The organism is Pseudoalteromonas sp. GB43, assembly GCF_054923805.1.
The window spans coordinates 409,777-434,331 of record NZ_JBPCHJ010000002.1 but is presented as its reverse complement, the minus strand read 5'-3'; the positions used below and the strand labels follow the sequence as shown (position 1 = coordinate 434,331).

The 24,555-nt window shown below is 40.0% G+C and carries 18 protein-coding genes and 3 pseudogenes; 11 read left to right on the top strand and 10 right to left on the bottom strand.

Annotated features, from left to right (window positions below):
* Positions 1-34 precede the first annotated feature (34 nt).
* From ACRWSG_RS19325 to ACRWSG_RS19295, 7 genes and pseudogenes are all read right to left on the bottom strand, one after another.
* The gene (locus tag ACRWSG_RS19325; protein ID WP_054554072.1) at positions 35-1,600 is read right to left on the bottom strand and encodes a TssA family type VI secretion system protein; all 1,566 of its coding nucleotides are present in this window, start codon (positions 1,598-1,600) and stop codon (positions 35-37) included.
* Positions 1,597-2,589 carry a type VI secretion system-associated protein TagF gene (gene tagF / locus ACRWSG_RS19320; RefSeq protein ID WP_054554073.1) on the bottom strand — a complete coding sequence of 331 codons (993 nt, stop codon included), beginning with the start codon at positions 2,587-2,589 and terminating at the stop codon, positions 1,597-1,599. Before tagF ends, ACRWSG_RS19325 begins: the two co-directional genes overlap by 4 nt.
* Positions 2,590-2,597: 8 nt before the next feature.
* Positions 2,598-6,313, bottom strand: a pseudogene (gene tssM / locus ACRWSG_RS19315) (type VI secretion system membrane subunit TssM).
* Between the two features lie 8 nt (positions 6,314-6,321).
* Positions 6,322-7,044: a type IVB secretion system protein IcmH/DotU gene (icmH, locus tag ACRWSG_RS19310; protein WP_462167247.1), complete on the bottom strand. Its 723-nt coding sequence runs from the start codon at positions 7,042-7,044 to the stop codon at positions 6,322-6,324.
* A gap of 11 nt (positions 7,045-7,055) precedes the next feature.
* Entirely contained in the window at positions 7,056-8,396 is a 1,341-nt protein-coding gene (gene tssK, locus ACRWSG_RS19305; protein WP_054554076.1) for a type VI secretion system baseplate subunit TssK, read from the bottom strand.
* Positions 8,396-8,863 (bottom strand): type VI secretion system lipoprotein TssJ, encoded by a 468-nt coding sequence (tssJ, locus tag ACRWSG_RS19300; RefSeq protein WP_082389302.1) that lies wholly within the window; start codon positions 8,861-8,863, stop codon positions 8,396-8,398. The genes tssK and tssJ overlap by 1 nt, the downstream gene beginning before the upstream one ends.
* 28 nt (positions 8,864-8,891) lie before the next feature.
* Entirely contained in the window at positions 8,892-9,311 is a 420-nt protein-coding gene (locus ACRWSG_RS19295; RefSeq protein WP_138599200.1) for a hypothetical protein, read from the bottom strand.
* A 303-nt stretch (positions 9,312-9,614) separates the two neighbouring features.
* Between ACRWSG_RS19295 and ACRWSG_RS19290 the strand changes: the two genes are divergently transcribed.
* From ACRWSG_RS19290 to ACRWSG_RS19260, 7 genes and pseudogenes are all read left to right on the top strand, one after another.
* Complete coding sequence (locus ACRWSG_RS19290) at positions 9,615-13,439, top strand: contractile injection system protein, VgrG/Pvc8 family (RefSeq protein ID WP_462167246.1); 3,825 nt, start codon at positions 9,615-9,617, stop codon at positions 13,437-13,439.
* Between the two features lie 12 nt (positions 13,440-13,451).
* Positions 13,452-13,745 (top strand): hypothetical protein, encoded by a 294-nt coding sequence (locus ACRWSG_RS19285; protein ID WP_462167245.1) that lies wholly within the window; start codon positions 13,452-13,454, stop codon positions 13,743-13,745.
* Between the two features lie 2 nt (positions 13,746-13,747).
* Positions 13,748-14,314: an immunity 49 family protein gene (locus ACRWSG_RS19280; RefSeq protein ID WP_462167244.1), complete on the top strand. Its 567-nt coding sequence runs from the start codon at positions 13,748-13,750 to the stop codon at positions 14,312-14,314.
* A 166-nt stretch (positions 14,315-14,480) separates the two neighbouring features.
* A pseudogene (locus tag ACRWSG_RS19275) lies at positions 14,481-15,343 on the top strand (immunity 49 family protein).
* Between the two features lie 214 nt (positions 15,344-15,557).
* On the top strand, positions 15,558-16,085 hold the full coding sequence (locus tag ACRWSG_RS19270; RefSeq protein ID WP_054554080.1) for a hypothetical protein: 528 nt from the start codon (positions 15,558-15,560) through the stop codon (positions 16,083-16,085).
* A 21-nt stretch (positions 16,086-16,106) separates the two neighbouring features.
* Positions 16,107-16,427: a hypothetical protein gene (locus ACRWSG_RS19265; protein WP_054554081.1), complete on the top strand. Its 321-nt coding sequence runs from the start codon at positions 16,107-16,109 to the stop codon at positions 16,425-16,427.
* Between the two features lie 246 nt (positions 16,428-16,673).
* Positions 16,674-17,018, top strand: a complete 345-nt coding sequence (locus ACRWSG_RS19260; RefSeq protein WP_054554082.1) for a PEGA domain-containing protein — start codon at positions 16,674-16,676, stop codon at positions 17,016-17,018.
* A 182-nt stretch (positions 17,019-17,200) separates the two neighbouring features.
* On the opposite strand, the gene ACRWSG_RS19255 is transcribed toward ACRWSG_RS19260, so the two are convergent.
* The gene (locus ACRWSG_RS19255; RefSeq protein WP_462167243.1) at positions 17,201-17,428 is read right to left on the bottom strand and encodes a DUF1294 domain-containing protein; all 228 of its coding nucleotides are present in this window, start codon (positions 17,426-17,428) and stop codon (positions 17,201-17,203) included.
* A gap of 52 nt (positions 17,429-17,480) precedes the next feature.
* Here ACRWSG_RS19255 and ACRWSG_RS19250 point away from each other — a divergent pair, with 52 nt between their 5' ends.
* On the top strand, positions 17,481-18,005 hold the full coding sequence (locus tag ACRWSG_RS19250; protein WP_138599194.1) for a hypothetical protein: 525 nt from the start codon (positions 17,481-17,483) through the stop codon (positions 18,003-18,005).
* A 75-nt stretch (positions 18,006-18,080) separates the two neighbouring features.
* Here ACRWSG_RS19250 and ACRWSG_RS19245 read toward each other — a convergent pair whose 3' ends face one another.
* On the bottom strand, positions 18,081-18,623 hold the full coding sequence (locus tag ACRWSG_RS19245) for a carboxymuconolactone decarboxylase family protein (RefSeq protein ID WP_054553610.1): 543 nt from the start codon (positions 18,621-18,623) through the stop codon (positions 18,081-18,083).
* Between the two features lie 102 nt (positions 18,624-18,725).
* On the opposite strand from ACRWSG_RS19245, the gene ACRWSG_RS19240 reads away from it, so the two are divergent.
* On the top strand, positions 18,726-19,259 hold the full coding sequence (locus ACRWSG_RS19240) for a TetR/AcrR family transcriptional regulator (RefSeq protein ID WP_462167242.1): 534 nt from the start codon (positions 18,726-18,728) through the stop codon (positions 19,257-19,259).
* An 80-nt stretch (positions 19,260-19,339) separates the two neighbouring features.
* Here the strand turns inward: ACRWSG_RS19240 and ACRWSG_RS19235 are convergent.
* Positions 19,340-20,804, bottom strand: a pseudogene (locus ACRWSG_RS19235) (DUF3360 family protein).
* Between the two features lie 400 nt (positions 20,805-21,204).
* On the opposite strand from ACRWSG_RS19235, the gene ACRWSG_RS19230 reads away from it, so the two are divergent.
* Both ACRWSG_RS19230 and ACRWSG_RS19225 read left to right on the top strand, forming a co-directional pair.
* Entirely contained in the window at positions 21,205-22,677 is a 1,473-nt protein-coding gene (locus ACRWSG_RS19230; protein ID WP_462167241.1) for a sensor domain-containing diguanylate cyclase, read from the top strand.
* 414 nt (positions 22,678-23,091) lie between these two features.
* Positions 23,092-23,388 (top strand): hypothetical protein, encoded by a 297-nt coding sequence (locus ACRWSG_RS19225; RefSeq protein WP_294408200.1) that lies wholly within the window; start codon positions 23,092-23,094, stop codon positions 23,386-23,388.
* The last annotated feature ends 1,167 nt before the right edge of the window (positions 23,389-24,555 follow it).

The window sequence follows — 24,555 nt, the reverse complement described above, 5'->3', positions numbered from 1 at the left end:
TGTTTGTCTAACGACTAAATTCCAATTAGGCGTGTTACACCCAGGCTATTGCTTGAGCCGGGTTTGTAACCATCATTCGCTGACTAATTTGCTTAGCAGCTAAACTCATGTCATCACTCTCTGTCTGAGACAAATTGGCATAACATTGCTTGGCGAAACGCCATACTTCCATGCAAAACTGTTGTTGCCACTTCGCTAATTGATAAGTTTCAATTTGCTCGAGTAATTCGGTTAAAATTGCCAATGCGTGCTCATAATGCTCTGCTTTAAGTAGCAGCTTAGCTTTAAGCAATTGACTTTGAGCTTGGTCGAATCCAGTTGGCGTACTTAATTGTGCAACCAAGCTAAGTGCTGCACTTAACTGCCCTTTTGCAACTTGCTCGCTTAAGGCTATGTAATGCTCGTCAAATGGATTTGCTTGCACTTGAGTTGTTTCATTTTGCGAAGCATGTGAATTGGCAATGTCTAATAACGCTTCTTTGTTTTGTGGGCTGCATAACCCCGAACCATCGTCATATTTTAAATTGGTTAATAACGGAAATTGACTGACTAAAGAGACTAGCTGTTGCTCTAACCACTGTACTAATTTTGCTTTATTTAGCTGTTTCAGCGCTGACAAAGTAAGCATTTGCAGATTCAAATTAAACTGCATTGCACCTTCCATAAACAAACCCTCAGCAAGTAACAATGCTTGCTCTGCTTGTTCCGTTGCCAGTGCGTTTTCAATGGGGGCGAAGGCAGCCGCACGCGGCGCTGGCAGTCTTGTTTTGCCATTTTCATTGGCAGGTAACGCTAATCCAGACCAACGTGCTGCACGCGAGAGCTTTAAAACCCGTTCAATGTTGTTTTGTTCTTTATCAAAATTAAGCAGCTCACGAATTGCTGCTAGGTAAGCACTATCGCTGGCAATGTCAGCCACTTTAGGTGCAGTTGTCACTGGTTTTGCCTGAACAACTTGTTGCGCTACGGGCTCAGTCGTTGGCTCGCTAACTACGGTCGTCTCTTTTGCTTTAGGCTCTGCTTTAACTTCTGGCTCTGGCTTAGCAACAGGATTGCGAATTACTTGTTCTCTAACCCACTCATTCAGAGTTGATAAAGGCCCTGATTCAGCATCAAGTACAGGCACTGAAACCTGATTATATTCAGCTAACACAGTCTCTAATTCAGCCCATTGCTCAGGGCTCGATGATTGAGCTTGGGCGATTCCTTTTAAGCGTTCTTGCTGCTGTAAAAACCACGTGTTAACCGCACAACGCATACGTGCTTTTAAAGGATGAACCTGTTCACTAAACTGACTTAATAGTTGATTAAACAGTTTTAAAGAATGGGTTAAACCCACCACGCCAAACTCACTGGTAGCCGCGAGGCACAAGTAGCTCACTAAACGTAAATCTTTACTTTGGTTTTGCAAAAGGTCAGTGGCTTGAATAAACATGACTTTAAAATCAACTTCGCCCACACCTGATGATGAAGCTTTAAGTGCTTTAAAGGTTTCTTCGTATTTTAAATCTTCACCACACGCAAGCCCCGAAAGTGGCTTACTAAGCTCTTCAAGCCACAGCTCCCAGCTGTTATGGGTATGCGGATTAACTACACTCATGCTTTGCACCACCTTCTGAGCGCATCGTAAACACTCACATTGTCCATATCAGCAAAATTAAGGCTGTATTCGCTCGGCACTTTGTCTAGTGAGAGATTTACTAAATCAATAATGTCTTTTGACTTATCCTCAGCAAGCCACACTGAACCAAAATAAGATGCCGGCACAGGGCGACAAAACACCGTTAGGCTCGGTTGCGAACTTTCATTTCCTAGCTGGTAAAAGAACCAAGGTTGCCAATTATGATCGGCAACGATCGAAGCAATTAAATGTAGCCAAAAACCTGCAACCAGGGCACTTTCGTGACTAAAGTGTGGCATAGGTAGTCGAATACCAAACTGTGTACGTAGGCAACCTCTATTCGCAATCGACTTTAATACCGCTGAAAGCTCTTCAATTAAAACAGCTCGGTGATGAATGTCTTTGATCCCTAAATGCTGCCAAACCACACTCATCGGAATACTGCGTAATTTATCAAGCTCTTGATTTAGATTTGGCTGCTGCTTTAATGCATCGGCCACTTTACTATACGATTTAGCTTGCTCAGCCATCGCATCAATTGAATGTGCTTCAACGATGCGCTGATTAACCCCTAATAGATGCTCAATGACATGGCTTGCATATAAAAATAGAAAAGCAGGGTGACGTTTGTAAGTCTCAAGTCCGCTATGAATAAACGAACTAAACGGGTAAAAACGACCACTGCTATCAGTGCTTGGCTGTAAAACACCAAACAAACTGCTGTCGTCACTGTTACCAGATACAAAAAATAACGAAGAAACTCCATTTAATGCAGTTGTTTTACCGCCAATAACACCACGGTTTATATGCGCGAAACCTTCTTGCAACCAATGGTCTAGTGCTACTGATTCCCTAGAAGATATATTTAACTTTACAAAGTCAGGCCTAACAGGTGTTTTACCCATGTACCCGTAGGTAAACTGCTTAACCAGCGTTGGCGACTTTTTCTTGGTGAACAAATTAAACATACCTGCCCCTATTGAACCGAGGCTCTGCTTGCTTGCGCAAGTTGTGGCTTAGGTGCAAACAACGAATTAGGCAATGCAAAAGAGGTCAACATGTACTTTGAAAAAATACCGCTATTGCGACCAGACTTTAATGAGAACTGGACTGTTAAACTTTGCTCTGATTTATCAACTAATTCCCAGGTAGCAAGAAACTCTGTACCCTTAATCCATTTCACATTTGCTTCGTTAAGTACTTTTAATAAAGCCCATGGACCATCTTGCTCAATAGTGACTCTTCGTCCGGCGTTATCTAAACCATACAAAATAGCTTTTTCTGCTGCACCTCTTCCTGGCCATGAGAAATTACGCCACTCTTCCGGTTCATTTCTATAGCGATAACCTTGCTCAGAGAAACCTAAATACGTTTCGCGAATGCCTTTTTGTGGTACAGGCATCATTTGGAAGTTAAAACCAGCCGCGTCTGAGCCGTTCAAGAATAAAGAGCGTGTTACTTTATTTGCTTTTGTTAAACCGTCTAATAGCTCTTGATTAAAACCAATCCCCACACCGTTCCATTGCTTTTCTTCCCATACACCTCGGCGTACTTTCATGAATGGTTTAAGTTGGCTATTAATAAAGTTCCAAAGCACCCCAGTTTCACTATTTAAGAACTCAGAAACATCGGCAATAGCAGCATCAGGACCAGTCAAATTGAATGGGTACTTGCCAGCAATGCTGTTGCTATACATAGTATAAACTTGGTTTTCCCACTCTTCATTTAACTGGCTACGTGCTTTTGCCATGATACTTGCAATACCTGACTGCAATGGGGCTTTAAATAGCACGTCAAGCGTGTCTTTTGTTTCTGGGTCTAGCGCTCGAGTTTGGCTTTCTATAATGATCCAAGACGATTGCAATGCATTATCTTGGCTATTTCCAGACAATAAGTCTTGTACAAACACCATTGCTTGCGCATCATCTTCATTGCTAGCAGCCATCGCTTTTATATCTGAGTGAATGCTGCTCAAAGAACTAATGTACTGACTCATATAATCAGACATCTGCTTATCTTCATCATGCTGCGAGAAGCGACGCAAGTCAGCAAAACGCGTTTCAAGTTCAGGGGCTCTAACAGTACTAACTTGAGAAAAATCAGGGCGCTCTGCAACTTGCTTTGCTAGCTTTCCTTTGGCCACTTTTTTAGCCGCAGTATCTGTTGCACCAGAAAGAATGGTCGCTATTTTGTCGTTGTTTGCACTAACCGCAGATGGTTTATCTGCAACAACGATGTTGTCATTCACCAACGTCATCAGATCAATGAGTGGTCCATCAGTAGACGAAAGGCGAGCAAAATTAATACTGGCATCATTTAAATCTCTAAAAGTAGGCACTTTTATACTGTTCAAAAACGCGAACCATGTATTGCCATAGTCTTTAAAGTAATAACTACGCATTGCTTTTGCCAGTGCATCAGCTTGCGCTTCATCAACCGCATTTTGACCGCTTTCATTACTTGTGCCCATTACCCAATCACCAGAGAATACCAGTCGAGAAATACGTTTAATTTCTGGATAAACATACTCTTGCCAACCGGCATTGGTATAGACATAAGGAATGCTAAAGTTGCTTTTCAGTACATCGCGATTTTTCGCAGCCATAAACTGTTTAAGCTGAATGGCTTTTTTACGCTCAGCAAAGCTACTAATAATTTGTTGATATAGAGGTTCGGCTTCTGGTTGTGTGTTCAGGCTATTTCTTGCATTCAGTACAGCCGTTTCATTATTTTGCCAAAATAAAATTTCACCTGGGTTTTCTAAATCTGTGCTTATGTTCGCTAAATATAAATCAACTAAATCGTTTAATTGTGAGGTGATCGGTGAATCAGCTTGAGCATCAATCTCAATGTTAAAGTGCTGGCTAATAAAACTAAGTAACTGCTGCTTGGCAAACTCATCGTCTTTGTGTTCAGGGTGAGCACTTAACATTAGATGTAATTTCAAAGCATCGTAATATGCCTGACGACTTGCTGCGCGAGCATCGGCATCATCTGCTGACCAAATAGCTTCAAACTCTTTGAGCTGCGCAAGTGTTTGCTTTTCTGCAGGAAGAGTGATCAACTGATTTAATTGATTAAACAAAACCTGCGAAACGCTAGTTAGGGTTTCGTCACCCTCATAAATGCCAAAAATGAAATACCATGGCAACTGCTCTTCATAATTATTAAGCGATTGATAGTGTTCAAATAAATCAAGCGTGGCTGCAAGTTTTTGCTCGTCTTTTGCTTTATTTACATTCGCTTCTACAATCGCTTTGACACGGGCTTCACCTTGATTCAACAATAGCTGATTACTGGTATAAGAAGTAATGAGTAATGCTGTCACGGCGGCAATACTTGCCAAACTTGAAGTCACTGTTAAACCCTTTAACCAGCGACAACCAAGCGCTTTTTGCGGTTACCACGAGTTAGGTCTTGCAACTTGAAGATCACATCATTAAAAACACGGTTGATAAAGTAGCTTTGCGTAATGCTTTCTTGTTTTTGCTCAACAACGACAGCACCAAATTGATCCCTTACTCCATTCGTAATACGTTCAATCGGTGTGCCCTCTTGCGTGCCTGAGGTAAAATATACACCAGCAAACCATGGAACCTCTTGATACGGGTTGGCTTTAAATAACAAGTTTACAAACTCAGTCAACTTTGTTGATGCTGACTTAAATTGATTCGGGAAATCTAAAATTAGCTGCTTACGGTGTTCATTTCGTTCGCGAGCAACCTTGCTCAAACGTTGCTCACAAAGGCGTTGGTATAACTCCTCCATGCGCACTTCAAACATTTCAGCCGGATCATTTTGTTGATCTTCGCTAATATCTAGCAAATAAGCACCAAACACTTGCTCACGTTCTTTTTCTGTTAAGTCATTAAAAAATGGCTCAAAGCCGCTGATCAAGTCTGTTTTGGTAAAGGTTATATAAACTGGGAAGATCACCCCAAGTTGAGTAATAAGTTCTTCAATACGCTCACGAACTAGTTTTACGTGTTGACGAATTTCTTCACTGTCTGATGTTAAAACATCTGCAACACTAATCGCGACCATCACACCATTAATAGGCAGTTTAGGACGATATTTTTTGAGCAAGCTTAAAAAAGATAACCACTCTTTGTTTTCAGATTGTTCTGTTGTGTAACGCCCTGCGGTGTCGATCAGAATTGCTTGATCTGAAAACCACCAGTCACAGTTACGCGTGCCACCAAAACCTTGGATGTGTAATTCATTTGAGTTTGAATATGGAAAATGCAAACCAGAGTTCGCAAATAATGTACTTTTACCGGTTGCTGAAGGACCAATAATCATATACCAAGGTAGTGCATACAAAGCTGTATTACCACGGTATCCTGCGCCAAGGTGGGAAGCTTTTAACGAGCTTAATGCTTCTTGCATCTTTTCTTTTATTTCATCAAGTTCAGCACTTGAACCCGCATTATGGCTCGCAAGTTCAGAGGCTAGCTTATCGCCCGAACGCTTTGTCCATAACCAACGGATAAAAATAAAAACGATAAAAACAGCTGTTACCGCAGCCATCGCGATAAGCTTTTTATCTGTCGTGTCTAAACCAACGATTCGGCCAGCAAACCAAATAATACTGAGCACAGCAATTAAGCCAATTAACTGCCCTGTTGCTCTTGATGACACTAAGCCCAGTAAAAAGTGCACTAAACCGCTTTTGTTCACTCTTCCTTGCATTACTTTTCCTATCGAGTCTCGTTGGTTTTACTTAATTGCGTAAGTACTTCTACTTGGTTATCTATACGTTGGCTGCTCTGAGTTGCTTGCTTGTTAATAACAAAATGAAAACCAGCAAAAAGCGAAACAATCGATGCCAAGCAAATTGATAAAATCACCCAATAAGGAATGTTTCTGCCTACCTTCATTGCGAACCCTTCAAGTGGCGCGCCATTATCTGATAGCTGCCCTCGAGGTGTGCCGCGTACATCTTCTATTTGCGCACGTACATCAACAATTAAGGCTTTAAGTTGCTCAATTCCTTTCACTTTGTAGATACCCTCAAAGCCAAGTTGCAAACAAATGTAATACACTTCTAATGCTGCAAACTTTGGCTCACCTCCGGTACGAAGTTTTGCTAATCGCTCAAAAAACTCTTCACCCGCGCGATTATTACCAAAAAACTCAAGCTGTAAGGGTCTCGACATCCAATCCATTCGAAAATGCGCGCCAGAGCTCATTACAAATTCATCACACATTGCAGTCAGGGCAAACTTAACTTCCTGCATAACACTGGTTGTTACTTGCTGGGTATAACAATTACGTTCAAACTCATCAAAACTCGTAAGTAACTGCTCTCGAAAATCGTTTAGTTCAAAATCTGTCGATTGCTTTAACTTTAAAGGCGCAAGCGCGTTTATCACTGGCGCAATACAGGCGATTAAATCAAGTTCGTTTTTTGCTTCTTGCATTGTCTTGCGTCCTAATTTCTTGCCACTGTAACGATTTCGACTTGCGCCGCTTGTAAGCCAAATGGAATAAATAAACTAAGCGATTGCTCTTCAATAATTTGCTGCCAAATAAAACCATGAGCCTCTAAACGGAAGTATTCATAGCCACTTTTGATAGCTAGTTTATTAGGTGGTCGCTGACAATGTGTTAACTGCACGCCCGCAAGAGCCGATGCAATCATAATTTCGAGCTTTTCTGTGGCGCCAACTTTGACCTGATCACTAAACGTATCAATCCACTTGGTATCTTCAGATTCAAAGTAAACGGCCAAGTAGAAGTCGTTATTATCAAAAATGGCTGAATCAATGGTGGCAACCTGATAAATGGCGTTCGATACTTTCTCAAGTTTAAGACCTGCCATTTTCTTAGGAACAACACCCTCAAGTAATTTACTCAATAAAATATCTAAGGTGCCGAAGACATGAGTCAATTGCTTATGCTGATAAGGCGGGATTTGACTTACTAAATCACTGTGCTCGAACATCGACACAGAGCTAATTAAGTCAACAAGCTCGCAATATAATCGCTCTGGATGAACAAGTTGCAAACTTTTTAAATGGTCTAAACGTTTTGCTGATGGTGCCATTGCATTTAACAGCAAAAAGCTATTCATTTCGTTAGGCCCAAAATCAGTAACTGAACCAAAGTTCTTTCTGCGACCAAGCAACACGTTCACTTTTGCATTTACCAAGTTCGCCGTTCTATTAAGCAACTCGGTTAAATAAAACGAGGCCTGTATCGTTAATAATGGCGGCACAAACTCTTTGCTGACTTTAAACGAGCCGTCTTCAGCGCGCATAATTTTGATACAAGCAAGCGTATCAAAATACGTTTTTACATCGTTATCTGTCAGCAAAATATAATTAGGTTGTGCAATTAACACTTCACGGTTTCTTGCTGCATCGTGGTGATCACTAAACTCAATGTAATCTGCTTGATAGGCACTGAGTTGACCGCTAGTTGCATAGCCTTCAATGTCGCTCACAACTTTATTTGCTGCAATCGCTAGATACACAGTGACTTCATCTGTATCGGCAGCTAACTCAAGCTTTAGTTCTTCGTGATGTTGACGATCAAACTCAAGTAAACGTCCATTTTCAAGAATCGCTTTAAAGCTGATCACTTTTAAAATACCGCGAGCGAGAGCGGATTCATCAATAGTAAGGTGGTGCAAACCAAAGGCCAATGGCGAAATCAAGCCTTGTCTAACAATCTGATTTTGCTCATGGTAGTCATCAAACAACTGAAAATGCTGCTGTGCTAGCAACACGCCTTCAGCCCATACAGGTTTCATTGGCCCTTTAACGTTCATTACTCAGCCTCGTCTTCATCTGGTAATTGAACTTCGTTATTTGTAATCAATACATCTAACGATGTAGATAATTTAACTGGCCCGTCACCGAGAGGATAAAACGTTTTCCATTTATCACCTTGGCGATCTCTAAAAAGGGCTACAATGGCAACAAAACGCGCATTTTCTGCTTGTTCAAATTCTATTTTTGTTTTCTCAGCGGGGTTAATTGTTTTTTCTTCTACGGTGATCAACGTATTTGATAAAACTGACTTATCTGATTTCCACAAATCTTCAAACGTCGCCGTTTTAAAACTCTGTATGTCCGAAAGTTGATACACTCTTAGTACCACAGGCAGAGCTTCATCAAATTGGTTCAAATTAAGATTATCTGTCGCAGTGATATCTAGCTCTACATTTGTGCTCATACATGCTGTTAAAGACATAAACAAAGTAATTAGCACTGCTTTTTTAATTGCAAAACGCATTCAAAACCCCATTGATTTATTAGATTAATTAATTTTTACAAAGAACTTCTTCGTAAACAGGACAGATTACTCGATTAAATCGCACTGATGCGCAATCGGACCATTTATGACTATTGAATATTTTCGTAAAAATACCTGAACGTCTATTTTCTTGGTTATCAACAGCAAGAGACTTAATAACCACATCATCTACAGAAGAGATTATTTTTGTATTTAGAACAATCAACTCATCAATATAAGCGCTTATATCTTCTTTAATTAAAATGATTTTACCTTCATTTTTAGGTGGACTATTCAGGAAAAAGAAAAACTGATCGATCACCGACGCTGAAAACACTCGATGTGCTGGAATACCGGTCTGATCAAGTAAGGAAGAGATACTTTTAGTAAGAGACCAAGCCAAAAAATAAAAGCTATCGACTTGATTTATAAATAATTTTTTATCCATAAAATCATCCTTGATTAACCAAAAAAAGTACAAAGTCATGTCATACTTTTGGTACATTAGTCCTTAAAACGGGGGCATAATACAAACATCCTTTCAAAAAAGTCAACTCAATACAGCTCAAAAATAAAACTAATTTCAATTTAATATAAAAACTAATAACAATATATTAATTTAGACCAAGCTGCATTATGAACAAAATTATGACGTAATTATTACGATTACAATTATTCTATTGAATATTGATTAATAAGTGTGTATTTTCCCCTTTCTTGCTACAAGACTTAGTTAAAAAAGGACAAGGATGTGTCTAATTCTCGACTATTAATTGATGTAAATAACATAACCCTAAATGTCACTCAGGTAGATGGAATTGAGAAATTAAATCAAGGGTTTGAGTTTATTCTCACTGGTGAATCCAGCCAGCAAATTCTTTTAGAGCATCTGCTTTTACAAAGCGCATTAATTACATTCGTTAATAAAGATAATTTTTTTCGCCACCTAGCAGGGATCATTTTTGAGTGTGACAATTTAGGTACATTCAAAGGTAAATATCGATATAAAATAGTTATTAAAGATAGATTGAGCACATTAAAAAACATTACGAACAGTAAGGTTTTTATTGGCGTTAATTTAAAAGATGTTATTTTTTATTTAGCAGGCCAAGCTGGCTATTCACCAGGGCAAATTGATTTTCGTGTCGGATCATCACTGCCAGCGCTTCCACAGTGTGTGCAAGCAATGGAAACCAACTGGCATTTTCTACAACGCTTACTAACCCAATTTGGCTTGTTTATTTGGTTTGAAACAAAAAATAACGTTGAACTGTTAGTGATCAGTGATAGTAACTTAAACAGCCCATATTTGCAGCGCGGTATAGTATCAGTCAAAAACTCAGCTGGTATGAATAACGATGACAATACCGCTTATGTTGGCTTTTTTAACAGCCAAGTACATCACTCTATTTACAATGATCGCACTGACTGCGTGGCCCATGGACAATATTTAAAGGTCGCAAGTAACAGTCAATCTTACTTTGAACCATGCGCATCAACACCCAGTGCCGCCTCATTACAAGCGCAAGATTTCAGTAACGCGTTAGCCTCTCTTAATAAAACAACGCAGCTAGTGGGTAATGTATGTGATTTATTTGCGGGTAGCTCAGTTGCAATTGACGACCAAACCGGCACCGGCAGTAGTGCTGATTTACTGTGTGTTAGCGTGTATCACAGCAGTGAACAACCTAATGACGAAAATAGTCACCAAGGTTTAACACGCTACAGTTGTAAAGCCCAATTTATCGAACGTGGTACGCCTTTTAAAGCCAAACCTTTGCCACATCAACCCAAACCTATGGTATTTCCGGCTAAGGTAGAGTCTTTAACGACTTCTAGTTTCATTGATGATTTAGGTTGCTACCGTGTGCGAACTGATTTTGACACAACTGCAAGGCCAATTGCGCAATCAAGCCAAGCAATTCAGCAACTTGCTTTATACGCATGTCAAAACCAACCTCAAACCACTGGCTGGCACTTCCCCCTTGTTGGTGGTTCTGAGGTACTTATTGGCTGTATAAATAACGACCCTAACAACACGTTTTTAATGGGTTTTGCGATGAATGAATCGCAGCCAAGCGTTGTCACCGCTGCAAATAATACGCAAAACAGGCTGGTCAGTGCGGCGCAAAACGAGCTGCAGTTTGATGATGACAAGCAAGCACCTAAAATCATTTTACAAACCTTAGCCAGTGAGCACTATCTTGAGCTCAATGCCAAAAAATCAGGCCGCCAATTTATAGAATGGATAAGCCAGCTCGGCACCATTAACTTACATGCAGGCAAAGACCTCTGCCTAACAACTGAGAACGACAACATTCAGTTTGTGATTAAAAATAATCAGTTTATTGATGTTAAAAACAATGTTTCGCTCAGCACTCAAAACCGCGATATCAACATGCAAAGTGCAGGTAGCCAAGCATGGCAAGGAAAAAACACCCTTATTGAATCTCGTCAAGCACTGTCGATGGTCAGTGGTCGCGCAGTTAAAGCCTTTGCGCAAAGCGATATTCAGCTTAAAACCAACTCAAGTGACTTAACTATTTCGGCCCCCAATGGCTCAACATTTTTGCAAACCAACCAGTCAATCGCGATTACAGGCTCAGGCCGTGGTGATTTAATTCTCCATAACGAAGGCGGCGAAATTAAACTCGATAGTCAAGGAAATGTTGAGATTATTGCCACCGATGTACTCACCCTCGATGGCACATTTATAAATTTTGATGGCCCCGTTGATTACGATATTGAAAGCCCAAGTACAGCGCGTGCACAAAGCGTTAATGTGAGTCGTGCGCCTGCTATTTCATCATTTTATTTGGCTGATAGCTCACTCGATTCTACTACACTATGCACACTAGACTTAAGCTATTGCTACCTAGATGGCAGTGCTGAAGACAATATTCGTTACTCGCTTATCGATAGCCTTGGCCATGAGCACACCGGCTCACTCAGTAATGGCAAAGCGCAACTGGCCAACGTGCCGCAAGGTCAAAGTCAGGTTCGTTTTATTGCTTCATCTGATGACGACGAACAGCGTTTAGTTGCACTGCGTAATGAGTTTAAGCAGACCCTAGAAGCAATGCTGAATGAAGTTCGACAAAAAGCGGCCATTGAAGATGCCTTGTTTCAACAAGAAAGCCTATTTAACCAATACATGATAGAGCTAGGTGCAAATGCCACTGGTTTTTATCAAGGTGCAAAGTCACTTATTGAGGGCGTAGCGGACCTGATTGTACTCGGTATTGATATTAATATAAGTGTGTACTCTGCTTGCTTTAGAATTATAGAAGCCATTGCTCGCGGTGATAAAGAAGCCGTTAAATATGAGCTAGAAACAATTATTTCTTTCTCACAAAAATCAGCCCAATCACTTACTCAAGCATGTGAGTTACTTTACATTCTACTTGATGATGAACAAACCCGCTTGGCGCTAGCGCGTTTCCCTTACGAGTATATTGATGCCCACTCACACGTAGAGCAAGAACGATTAACGGGTATTTTGGCATTTGAGGTCGTATTAGCACTGCTCACAGGTGGCGTGGGTGCGATCGCTTCACTGGCAAGTAAATCAAGGTATTTAGCAAAAGCAAATAAAGCACTGACTCAGATTGCCGAGATTGTAAAACGCAAGCAGCTAAATAAACAGTTATCACACGCTGTGACGGCTGAACATCCAACTGTTTCAGCCAAAATAACCAAACCAGATACACAGTTACAGCCAAGTAAAAACCACGCTGTGGCGACGCATGTGTCAGCAAAAGACCATGCTGAATATTTATTACTCACTGAATTATCTGACGATATTCGCGGCAATTACCGCGCATATACCAACAGTGAAGGTAAAGTCATTATTAGCCGCCTTGATGGCAAAAAGCCCCCTAAATTACGTTACGAAAATGGTAATTTAGTGCCCGTGTCGGACCAAATAAATGTGTTTAACAAAATAGCGCAAAAATTAAAGATAAATCATGCTAATTTAAGTGACAACGTTAAACAGCGACTCAAACAGTTTGAAGCAGCACGAAATCAAGCTGTCGCCAAGCGTGATGCCGCACTCCTTGCCGGAAACGCCACTGCATTAAAAGAAGCGCAAAGTGCCATGCGCTTAGCCAGTGAAGCACTGGGTGAAGAAGCCGCACGCATTTATGTGAAACAAAATTATCCAGATGCCACACCATTGGCAAGCAAACTCCCAGGTAAAGGCAAACAAGGCCAATTTGACCAAGTGTATGCAACAGAAGACGGTAAAGTATTAATTATCGAAGCCAAAGGCGGTAATGCCAGTTGGGGTAGCCGGAGTGCTGGTAAAGATAGAGCGCAACAAGGCTCTGAAAAGTATATGAATTCGATAATTGACAATTACACTTCTAAGCTTGATACGCTAACAAAAGACCCACGCTACTTAGCGAGCGATGATGATTTTGTGAAAGAGGTTCAAGGCATTCAAGATATGCTGGATGATATTGATGATGCAAGATTAGATGGGGCAGTTGAATACATAGGTATTCAACAAAAAGCCAATGATGCAGGGCTTATCGAAGTTATTGACGTATCGATTTTTGATATAGGATTTTAAGGAACTAATAAAATGATTGAAAGCCATTACAGCTTTGCACAAGTTAGTTATGACCATATGGTAGAGCGCTATAAAAAGCACGAAGATAAAAATATACCCCGTATTCAAAAAAATCCTCGCTTAGGACTCCATACACAGTTTACCCGCAATATCATTGACTCGTTCCCCATGGAAGCGATTCAAAACCCCAATAGCTACCATGCTTGGCTCTATGTTATTCGCGCTTCGCAATTAGGACATGGTATTTTCCAAAGCAATGCCCATGACGGCCAACCTTTCCCTTTTTTTACGATGATGAGTATTTAGAAGTGACTGGTAAACGCGATCCTGAACATGCTGAGCACCCAGTGTGGCTCCTTGCTTTGTACAGCAGTATTATCGCCCGTAACCATGATGCTATCGCTTACTTAACGGCTATCGATAACGATGTGTTTAAAACAGCTAATTATGGTAATCAACTGAGACCCTTTGATTATGCACTGTCTGACTTACTTAAAGGGTTATTTAACCCAAGTGCTGATTTAGCCCCTTTAATCGAGCAAGCCTATATCACCTGTAACCCAGATGATTACGTTGATGATGAAGCATACCTCTATGTAAGTCGTTTAGAATGGCCGCTTATCCCGGTGTTCACCGCCATATTCACTGATAACGGTGAGCAAGAATATAATCAAGCCATGGAAAAAGCCTTGCTGGCGCATAAAGAATATTACAGTGACGAAGAGCGTATAGGTAGTAGACGAGGAGGTTTAGCTATCCCCCTTATTGCCCTAGCCATCATCGCTAAAGACGTCAAAGGCTACAAGCTCACAGTTGAAAATGGCTACATTCCAGCATGGCTAATTGATGTAACACCACCAACAGAGCCAAATTAATAAACGACAGTAACCGCTCTTTAACAACATGGATGTTGGCAGCAAAGCATGAAACCCATGCTTTGTTGCCGTTAATAGTAATCATGTATCAAAAGCCTATGACGCTGGGCTTATCGAAGTTATTGATGTATCGATTTTTGACATAGGATTTTAAGGAACTAATAAAATGATTGAGAGCCATTACAGCTTTTCACAAGTTAGTTATGACCATATGGTAGAGCGCTATAAAAAGCACGAAGATAAAAATATACCCCGTATTCAAAAGAATCCTAGCTTAGGACTCTATACACAGTTTACCCGTAATATCATTGACTCATTCCCCATGGAAGCGATTCAAAATCCCAATAGCTACCATGCTTGGCTCTATGTTATTCGCGCTTCGCAATTAGGTCATGGCATATTTCAAAGCAATGCCCATGACGGCCAACCTTTCCCTTTCTTTTACGATGATGAATATATAGAAGTGATTGGAAAAAAAGACGACTATGGCACTAAACACAATAACTGGTTACTTGCATTTTATAGCAGCATCATTGCTCGTAATAACGAAGCTATTAACTACCTGATTACTGTCGACAACGATGTATTTAAACAAGCAAGGCTAAGTGAACAGCGCACCCCATTTGATTATGCATTATCTGATTTACTAAAAGGCTTATTTAACCCTAGCGCCGATTTAGCCAACTTAATTGAGCAAGCATACCTTACCTGTAACCCAGATGATTATGCCGATGATGAAATTTACTTATATGTTAGTCGCTTGGAATGGCCACTTATCCCGGTGATCACCGCCATATTCACTGATAACGGAGAGCAAGAATATAACCAGGCCATGGAAAAAGCCTTGCTGTCCATAAAGAATATTACGACAACGAAGACCACGAAGGTGCAAACGAAGGTGCCATCCCATTAGCTTTAACAGCCTTAGCCATCATCGCTAAAGACGTAAAAGGCTATAAGCTCACAGTTGAAAATGGCTACATTCCAGCATGGTTAATTGATGTAACACCACCAACAGACCCAAATTAATAAACGACAGTAACCGCTCTTTAACAACATAGATGTTGGCAATATAACTAAAACTAATACAGAGGAATTCCGTTAGTTAAACAGTTTATTCAAAGGAGCAGACTATTGTGCAGTTGAAACATTTAATTTTGAGAGAAAGCTGATCAACTTAGAACAGTTTGGTGATGCTATCACAATCACACCTGTTACCACTCCCATTAAAGGAGGCATTTAAATGACTAAACAATTTTTCCCCTCACTAAAAGAAATAAAAGACCCAGAGAATCCACCAAAAGGGATAAAACATCTAATTACAATTGAAGATTCATTAAATTACCCTGGCCGTTATCACTCCTTTTACAATCAAAACGGATACTTATCAGTTATCCTTCATTGGATTATTTCACCAAAAGGTCAAGCCCCGTTTTTAGCTACTAGGCAATTTGATGCACCACTATCAATTTTACCTTGGTTTGTTAAAAAATTTGAGTTTTTCACCAAAATGCCGAACGCAGGTGGATTACCTCATGGCACAATAAGTATTGATGACCTCGTGGAAGGTGAAGATATCGGTATCACAAGACTAATAGGGAGGCTAAATGAACGAGGCGATCAAGGATATAGCCTATCAAACTATTCACGGAAAGGCCATGAGACAACAAATTATCAAATATTGAATATCTCTGATAGCTATTTCTTTCATGGTGGATTTTTTGACAAATGGAAAGAGCTTGCCAATAAATACGAAAACGGCACTTTATAGCAACAACGCTAAGGACAGCACATGACAACCAACTCACAAATACCACAGCAACTTGGTCAATATCTCTATCAACAAATTAACGGTGACTGGTCGAAAGCGATGTTAGTTATAGATTGCCAGCACGATGAAGTCATTACATGCCAAGCCTTTTATGAAAAAGAGGCCGATGAAACACAGCACCCTATTGCCGTTTCTGACCACATTATTGATTTATTTAAAACACTGTTTGATTCTGCAATACAAAATCAACCAGAAAATTGGCAACGTGCGATTTTCAATCTAACTCGACAGGGTAACTTCAGCATAGCTTTTGATAAAGAGAATAATGATGAGAACCAATAAACATTACTTTCAAAACCACAACAAACATAATAGGTAAAAATCATTAATTAATAACATTAATGAAACTATAATTTGAACCTTATTAGGATACATACTAAAATAGCTAAAAATTTATTATTGATGATAAATATGAAAGTCACGGAAGACGAATAATAGCTCCCCACCTCTATTGTTATTCCTTGATTCTTCATGAGTTTTCAAACTATAAGCGGTTTCGTTTATTGTGAACTATTAAATGGAGTATTTATGAAAAAGTTAAGCGCATTATTTGCCTTATTGGTTTTAGCAGGCTGTTCATCAACCCATGATGTTGAGCCACAACCTGAGCCTATTGCAGAAGTAACGCCTGAAGTGGTTGTAGATGAATCGGTTATTTCATTAACGGTAGTCACAACACCTGATGATGCGCGCGTTCGTATTATGAATATTAAACCTGTTTATGAAGATGGTATTGAACTTGATGAAGGTAAGTACGACATTGAAGTAACCAAGCCAGGTTACTTAACTTACCGCAAATGGGTTGTTGTTGATAAGAAAACAATTCTAACAATTGAACTTGATAGCATTGAATCAATTCAAGCTGCTCAATAAGTGGTTTTAACAAAAAAGGAAAGCGACTGCTTTCCTTTTTTGAGCTTCTTTTAAATTAACTTAAAATAATACAGCGACCATATCGCACTACAATTAACAATAACTGTTAACCAGAGTACGGCAATAAAACTGCGTTTTTTAGATTTGTGTCTCAACCATTGCTGCGCAATGAATGAACCTGATCAACCGCCGATTAACCCTAAAATATGCAGTGTACGCTCAGGTACTCTTATAACATGCTCGCCATGTTGCATTGCTAAACGTTTATCCCAGCCATACACCAAAAAGCTTATTAAGCTCGCTACACTGTAAGTGCCTGCAATAAAGTAGGTAATATTAAGTTGCCATGATGTCAGCCATAGCAGCGCTAAAAACAACAATGAAAATGTAATTAATGTTTTCTTAATCAACGAAGTATCACCTATACTGTGCAAAACAAATTAATTTTATCGGGGCGCTATTATGGCATACCTAAAATCACTTTTACTATCAATCTGCCTGTGTTCGCTTTCTGTTATGGCAGCAGAGCAACAACTTGATGACAAGCTAAAAGTGTTTGAACCTTACTTAGGCACGTGGCAGTCAGACTTTAATGTCGCAGCAGGTAAACCTGCGGTGCAAGATGTGAGTACCTGGCAACGCGCGCTCAATGGCACGGCTATTAAAACCATTCACTCTATCAATGAAGGTGAATATGGTGGTGAGTCGATGATTTTTTGGGACAATAAAAAGCAGTCTTTGGTGTTTTATTACTTCACTACAGCTGGGTTTTACACCCAAGGCACTATGAATGTACTTAGCCCTACTCAGTTTGTTGCTTATGAAAATGTAACGGGTAACAAAGATGGGATCACTAAAGTCAAATCGACGAGCGAGTTTAAAGATAACAGCTTTGTAGTGTCGACCTCTTACCTTAAAAAAGGTCAATGGACAAAACCCGATACCCGAGCTTACACCCGCAGCGAAAAAACGGTTAAGTTTAAGTAAGCTATGCCCAAACCTCCTCAAGATGCAGAAACTCGCACCTTGAGGTGGTTTGGGTATATAGCCGTGCTTTATTTATTACTTAATAAATTTTTTAAACGGCTGATCAACAGGCGTATCAGCTAAATGGTTCGTATAATTACTCATCACTTTTTGTGCTAAACCTAGAACAATTTCTAATAATTGCTGATTTCCATAACCCGCACTGTAAAACTCTTCTAACTCACTTTCGTCAATTACACCTCGGTTTCGCGTCATTGCTAAGGTTGTATTTCTTAAAGTTTCTAACTTGGGATCAGCAAGTGGAGTTTTATTAACTAACGCATCAACAATCTCTTGATCAACCTTCATACTCGCAGCGATTGCACTATGTGCAGGTACACAATAATGACAATTATGTTCAACATTAATTGTTTGCCAAACAACTGTCAGCTCTTGAGCATTAAACGATGTTTTTTGAAATAACTCATGAAGCACTTGGTAACCTTCAAGTAGTGTAGGTGCCTCTGCCATCACGGCATGTAAATTTGGCAACATACCAAAGGCTGATACTGAGTTATCGATAAGTGCTTTTGAGCCCTCTGGCGCGGTTTCTTTTGTGTAGAGTTCAAAGTTTTTCATGTTATCTCCTATCGTGTCTGACTAAGATTTATGATTAGCCTAGTTGTTTTTGAGCAGTTGTTCAAGTTAAAATTGAACAACTGCTCAATTTTGGTATTCGTCATGGTCAATAAAGTTAAATTCAATCGCGATGAAGTAATCACGAAGGCACAAATGCTATTTTGGAAAAAGGGTTTTTCTACAACATCTACCCGTGATCTCCAAACGGTCGTTGATATGCGCCCAGGCAGTATTTATTCAGCGTTTGGTTCAAAAGAAGGTTTATATTCAGAGTCTTTAAAAGTCTATGCTACGCAACTTAAGCTGTTGCTAGCGAGCCATATTGAGAATAGCGAAACAGTGCTTGATGGCTTACATGCATTTGTTGTTACGGTACTTGAAAGTGCTGAAGATGGATGTGAAGTATGTATGTTAATCAAAGCAAGTACAGAATTCGATCACACTCAGCCTAAACTTAAAACGTTAACCGATGACCTTTTGCAGCAGTTTGAACACGACTTATCGACTCTATTTGATATTGCACAACAGCGTGGTGAACTACCCAACACTCATAGTCCGCTAGAATATGCTCGTTTATTTCAGATACAATTTACTGGCTTAAGAAGTTATTTACACAATCAATGTCGAAACCGATGACTGAGCAGCTTATTGGTATGATGTTCACACTCATAAAAAATTATTAAAGGGTAAGGCGTTTATCACCTTACCCTCACATATCAATGTCTAAAGTCTGACATTAAAGCCGGAATACCTGGCAGCATCCCCACTATTGCCATCACGCTTGTTAAGATAACAAACATCACTAATGGAATAATCCAGCGGCTCATTGGAGACAGCTCAGAGCTTCGCTCTTTACAACCAATTAAGCCCAAATTGTCGAGCAACATAGTTAATGACCAACCAAATGCAGGGTTCACTAAGGTCGAGGAAAACACCACAATAGCAGCTGATTGCGTAGTTTTACCTTCACGGGTCATTTCCATGCCAGCTTCAAGAAGTGGGATAAACACACCAACTATTAGCGCGACGCATAACACAGGTTGCCAAATAGCTAAATCCATTGGGTAGCCCCAAATACTGGCAATGATACAAAATAATGCTGTTAACACCGCTCCCGCAGGAATTGGGCGTTTAGCGATAGCTGCTGGCACGATGTAGGTTCCCCATGACGAGGTAAAGTTAGAGCCGCCTAACAATGAACCAAATGTCTGGCGGATTGAAGCACTAAACATGGTATCGTCAATGTTCATTTGTACTTTTTCAGTGCGTTCTGGGTAACTAATTTTTTGGAATACTTGATGTCCTAAAAAGTCAGGTGACCACATGGCAACCGCAAGCACCGCGAATGGCAAGACCACTACAAAGCTCTCTAGGGTTGGTAATCCCAGCATCCAACCGGTATTTTCACCCCACCAATACATTGGGTTCATATTTGGTAAACCCGGTGCTGTTTTAAACTCAAACGGCGCCCCCAGTAAAAATGCAATTAAACCGCCAAGCAAGCAACTTAATGGCACGGCTAACCAACGTTTTTTGTAATGCTCAAGTAAGGCATACAACACGATAGTCGATAAAATCACAATGAAAGCGATATGGGTCATATCAATGCCTTCAGCCCATGCAAACAGCTTTTTAACCTGTGAAATCGTACCAATAAAGCCAAGGTAAAGCAGTAAACCGCCACACACGCCTCGGCTGGTTAACCCCGCCAGTAAACTCCCGCCTTTACTAAGCGCCAGTAATAAAACGAAACGCCCCTATCAGCAAACCAAAAGCCATTGGGTGACCACCCGCTGCCACCACTATCGGGATCAAAGGAATAAGCGGCCCATGCGTACCCGCTAAGTTTGCTGTTGGTAAAAAGAAGCCCGAAAATAATAAAATGAAGATCGATACAATTAACAGCTCATAACGCACGTTTTCTAAAATAAAACCTTCGCCTAAGCCCAGTGGCGCTGCAAATGTTGCAGCAATTGCACCCACCATGACCACCTTGCCTATGGTCCCTGCCATGGCAGGGATAGAGTCTTCTAATTCAAACCGATAGTCACGAAATGGTAAATTTGGACGCCAACGCTTAGGCTGCATAATTTGTAATTCGTGTTCAAGGTATTCGTCACGACTCGAAAATTCACTGCTGGGTTTATGAAGATCTTGATAGCTTTGTTGCTTCTTATTCATAAGTTCTCCTACTACCTATCTTGAAAAATTGTGTGAGTTTTTATTATGCAGTTAGGGTAAAGCAGCCTGACGTAAAACACGATTAGGCAAAAGGTAGGGTATGAATTTATAAAATAGGTGTTTTTAATAAACTGAGAGCATCCGAAAATAAATTTAATACATTGATATAAATAGCTTTATTTATAAAAAATGCTTTGAAAGAGTAAGCTAAAGGTTATTTTTCAAACACATTAACTATTAGTCTAATAAATTGTATGAATAGCAAACAGCTAGAGAAAAACCACTTTAGATTAATCGAATTTGCCTATTCTCCAACTACTAATATACTAATTTATTAGTAGTTTGGTTAATGCTAACTCGCAAGTCGGTGGCTTTCTTACATAAGCACATAAAGGGAAGTATGAACACACAGCTCAAGCCTTGGCAATTTAATATCATTGTTTGCTCTGTTTATCTGCTGTTTGGCTTGTTTACTTTGCAAGTGTTAAAAACACTGGCGGTATGGCCACCAGCAGGAGTCGCATTAGCAGGCTTGATGTTATTTGGTCGTAAAGCCTGGTTGGGCGTTGCATCAGGCACCTGTTTAGTTGTGCTTTGTTACTTTTATCTTAGCGACTTAAATCCATTCACGTTTAAACACATAGCAATAAATGCCGCAACAACCACAGGTAATACTCTCGCTGCTTTAACAGCATTTTGGCTAATTAACCGAAAACTTAAACAACACACACTGCTGACAAGCGTCACCAGTTTAGCCAGAGTGTTTATTGTTGCTTGCATTGCGATTGGCGTGATTTCTGCACTTTTCGGTGTGGGCATATACTCACTAGTTGGTATCGAGTGGTTTAATGGCTTGTATGTAGGCATATTAAATTGGAGTATTAGCAATGCCTTAGCGGCGATTGTATTCACCCCTGCCCTTTACTTTTTATGGCGAAATTGGCCGCACCCGGTCACCCATAGTGAATTTTCTAAACTTTTGTTGCTTACTTTGACCGTGGTTTTGTTGTGTTATTTTATTTTTGGCCCCGCATACACAGCCATGACATTACCATTTTTACAACCTGCATTACTGTTGTTTCCGCTGCTTTATGCAGCCACGCGGTTATCACCAACCGCCACCAGCTGCATGAATATGTTGGTATTTTTTGCAGCTTGGGTAGGAAGTAATCAAGGATGGGGGTATTTTTATTATCATCACCCTAAAACAGCTGAAGTGACCATGCAGTTTTTCTTTTTATTTACTCTTTCAGCGGTATTGCTTATTCAAGCTGTGTTTATTCAGCGCAAGAAAGAACAACAAAAGCTGACCACCATGCTCGAACAAAAAGTAGAAGAAAGAACCTATGAGCTAGAACGTGCTAAGCATGAAGCATTAGCCTTATCAGTGACAGATCATTTAACACAACTTTATAATCGCCGTGGCTTTTTCGAAAAGGTTAATCAGCAGTTTGCAAAATATCGTGACGCTCAAGGTACCTGCTCCCTGTTACTGTTAGACTTAGACCAATTTAAAGCTATAAACGACAAATATGGCCACGCAACTGGCGATGAAGTAATACGAACCACAGCACATAAACTCACCCAACATAGCAGAGCATCAGATATTGCGGGACGCATTGGTGGTGAAGAATTTGTCTTATTTTTACCTATGGCAAATAACCACACAGCCTTTGCTATCGCAGAAAAGATCAGAGCCGATATCGAACAGCAAGACATCATCGCCGACAACAAACACGTTAAATTCACCGTGAGTATTGGTGTTAGCACCTTACAAGCAAGTGATCAGCATATAGAATCGATGTTAAAACGCGCCGATAAAGCATTGTATCAAGCCAAAAACCAAGGCCGTAATCAAGCGCAGTGTAGTTAGAATGAGTTACGAGAGTAAAGTTGCGAGGTACGAGAGTAAAGATACGAGATGCGAGGGGCGAGCATGTAGCAGCGATTTTACATCGCGTTTTATTCTCGTATGCCCTTACCTCACCCATGTCGCGGTATAAAGCCGCTGCTACCTGAGGCGTCACGCTTGCTTGGCGCACGAAACACGTTTCACGCCTACATCCAAGGGTTTAACTTTTGAGTGGTGGTTAATTATTCATGACTAAAGTTATTCCTACGAGAGATAGAAACGAGGTGCGAGGTGCGAGGTGCGAGGTGCGAGGTGCGAGCATGAGCTTAAGGTTCTTTGCACTATACGACTAGTAATTACTTCGTTGCTCTGTTAAAAATAGGCAATTAATAAAGAGCTTTAAATAGCTATAAAAATGTTCTATTTAAGATGGTTATGGATGAAGAATTAAAGAAACAAGTAGATGTTGTCGTTGGGCTAAGCCGCCTTGCCGGAGGCATGCTAATTATTATTGGGAGTATTTTGGTCTTCTTTTTTATTCAGGCTGCGCAAGACCCAAATGCAGCGATTGAAATAAATGGTGTGCCAACAAAGGATTTTACTGCAAAAGTTGGATCAGTAATTTTCACTGCGCTATTTCCTCTGTTTGGTATTTTCCTTTCTTTTGCACCTAACAATCTCTTAGAAAAATGGGCAACCAAGATAATTCTGCTTATCTCTAATAAGGCCTAATATTATTTGCGCGATGTTTCATACGACGAGTACTTTAATGAAATCTAATTATGCCGATTATCAAGATAATTTAGAAAATCTCATAAAATTACTTCGGGTATATAATGAAGAGCATTGGGCTAATTATTTTCAAAAATCATTAGAGTTGCTCTATGTGTAAGCCTCAAAAAAGTATTTATCATTCACTAGCTGCATTTGGTGGTATGGGCAGTGTCACTGATTCTTTAACTTTTACGGGTGCAAATAATCAGGAAGTTAAGCTAGGTTTTAAGTTAACTGCCTGCTTATTCAATGAATGTAAATTAAAGCGAAGTTTTCTGAAGCGAATCATAGAGTAATAGTGAAAAAACCATTACATCACTGTGTTTTTACACTTTGTCGCGGCATAAAGCCGCTGCTACATGTAGGCTTGGCGCGCGAAACAAGTTTCACGCCTACGTCCAAGGAGCTAACTTTTGTGTGGTGGTTAATTATTAATGACGAGAGTAAAGATGCGAGGTGCGAGCATGAGCTTAAGTTTCTTTGCACTATACGACTAGTAATTAATTAACGGCTCTGATAAAAATACACTGAATATGGAAGAAAACGAGCTATAAGCCCGTTAAGTTTAATGGAATTACTATCCTAGTGAGGTTCAAATGGAAATTGAAGTAACCAGACCAAAACAACATCATGATAAAATTAGAGATTACACTTTATGAATCATTCTAAAAAGAATCGGAAAAATCAAACCCAACTCTTTAACCAACTACACAATACCTGACGACGCTAGATTTATCTGGTTCTCCATTGATTGGTGCTCTAGCCCTAAACTTTCTGTCAAAGATATTCAATCAAATAAAGTAACTGTTTCGAACACTATGAGCAGTAACTTACTATCGGGTCTATTTTTACCCATTTATTACGTTACTTTTGGTAAAAATAAATATCTAACAATTACGAGCGATGTATAACCACCCTTAATCGATTTCAGATTAGATTACTTCATCGCATAACGATATTTTTACCCTTCGTCGCGGCATAAAGCCGCTGCGACCTGTAGGCGTCACGCTTGCTTGGCGCACGAAACACGTTTCACGCCTACGGCCAAGGTTTACTTTTGTGTGGTGATTAATCATTCATGACTAAAGTCATTCCTTCGATAAATAGATACAAGATGCGAGCTTG

Coding starts and splice junctions, on each gene's coding strand:
- ACRWSG_RS19285 (WP_462167245.1), top strand. CDS start 13,452: ATGATTGAAAGCCATTACAGCTTTGCACAAGTTAGTTATGACCATATG.
- ACRWSG_RS19245 (WP_054553610.1), bottom strand. CDS start 18,623: ATGAAAAACTTTGAACTCTACACAAAAGAAACCGCGCCAGAGGGCTCA.
- ACRWSG_RS19270 (WP_054554080.1), top strand. CDS start 15,558: ATGACTAAACAATTTTTCCCCTCACTAAAAGAAATAAAAGACCCAGAG.
- tagF (WP_054554073.1), bottom strand. CDS start 2,589: ATGTTTAATTTGTTCACCAAGAAAAAGTCGCCAACGCTGGTTAAGCAG.
- tssK (WP_054554076.1), bottom strand. CDS start 8,396: ATGAACGTTAAAGGGCCAATGAAACCTGTATGGGCTGAAGGCGTGTTG.
- icmH (WP_462167247.1), bottom strand. CDS start 7,044: ATGCAAGAAGCAAAAAACGAACTTGATTTAATCGCCTGTATTGCGCCA.
- ACRWSG_RS19225 (WP_294408200.1), top strand. CDS start 23,092: ATGGATGAAGAATTAAAGAAACAAGTAGATGTTGTCGTTGGGCTAAGC.
- ACRWSG_RS19250 (WP_138599194.1), top strand. CDS start 17,481: ATGGCATACCTAAAATCACTTTTACTATCAATCTGCCTGTGTTCGCTT.
- ACRWSG_RS19240 (WP_462167242.1), top strand. CDS start 18,726: ATGGTCAATAAAGTTAAATTCAATCGCGATGAAGTAATCACGAAGGCA.
- tssJ (WP_082389302.1), bottom strand. CDS start 8,863: ATGCGTTTTGCAATTAAAAAAGCAGTGCTAATTACTTTGTTTATGTCT.
- ACRWSG_RS19230 (WP_462167241.1), top strand. CDS start 21,205: ATGAACACACAGCTCAAGCCTTGGCAATTTAATATCATTGTTTGCTCT.
- ACRWSG_RS19260 (WP_054554082.1), top strand. CDS start 16,674: ATGAAAAAGTTAAGCGCATTATTTGCCTTATTGGTTTTAGCAGGCTGT.
- ACRWSG_RS19325 (WP_054554072.1), bottom strand. CDS start 1,600: ATGAGTGTAGTTAATCCGCATACCCATAACAGCTGGGAGCTGTGGCTT.
- ACRWSG_RS19265 (WP_054554081.1), top strand. CDS start 16,107: ATGACAACCAACTCACAAATACCACAGCAACTTGGTCAATATCTCTAT.
- ACRWSG_RS19295 (WP_138599200.1), bottom strand. CDS start 9,311: ATGGATAAAAAATTATTTATAAATCAAGTCGATAGCTTTTATTTTTTG.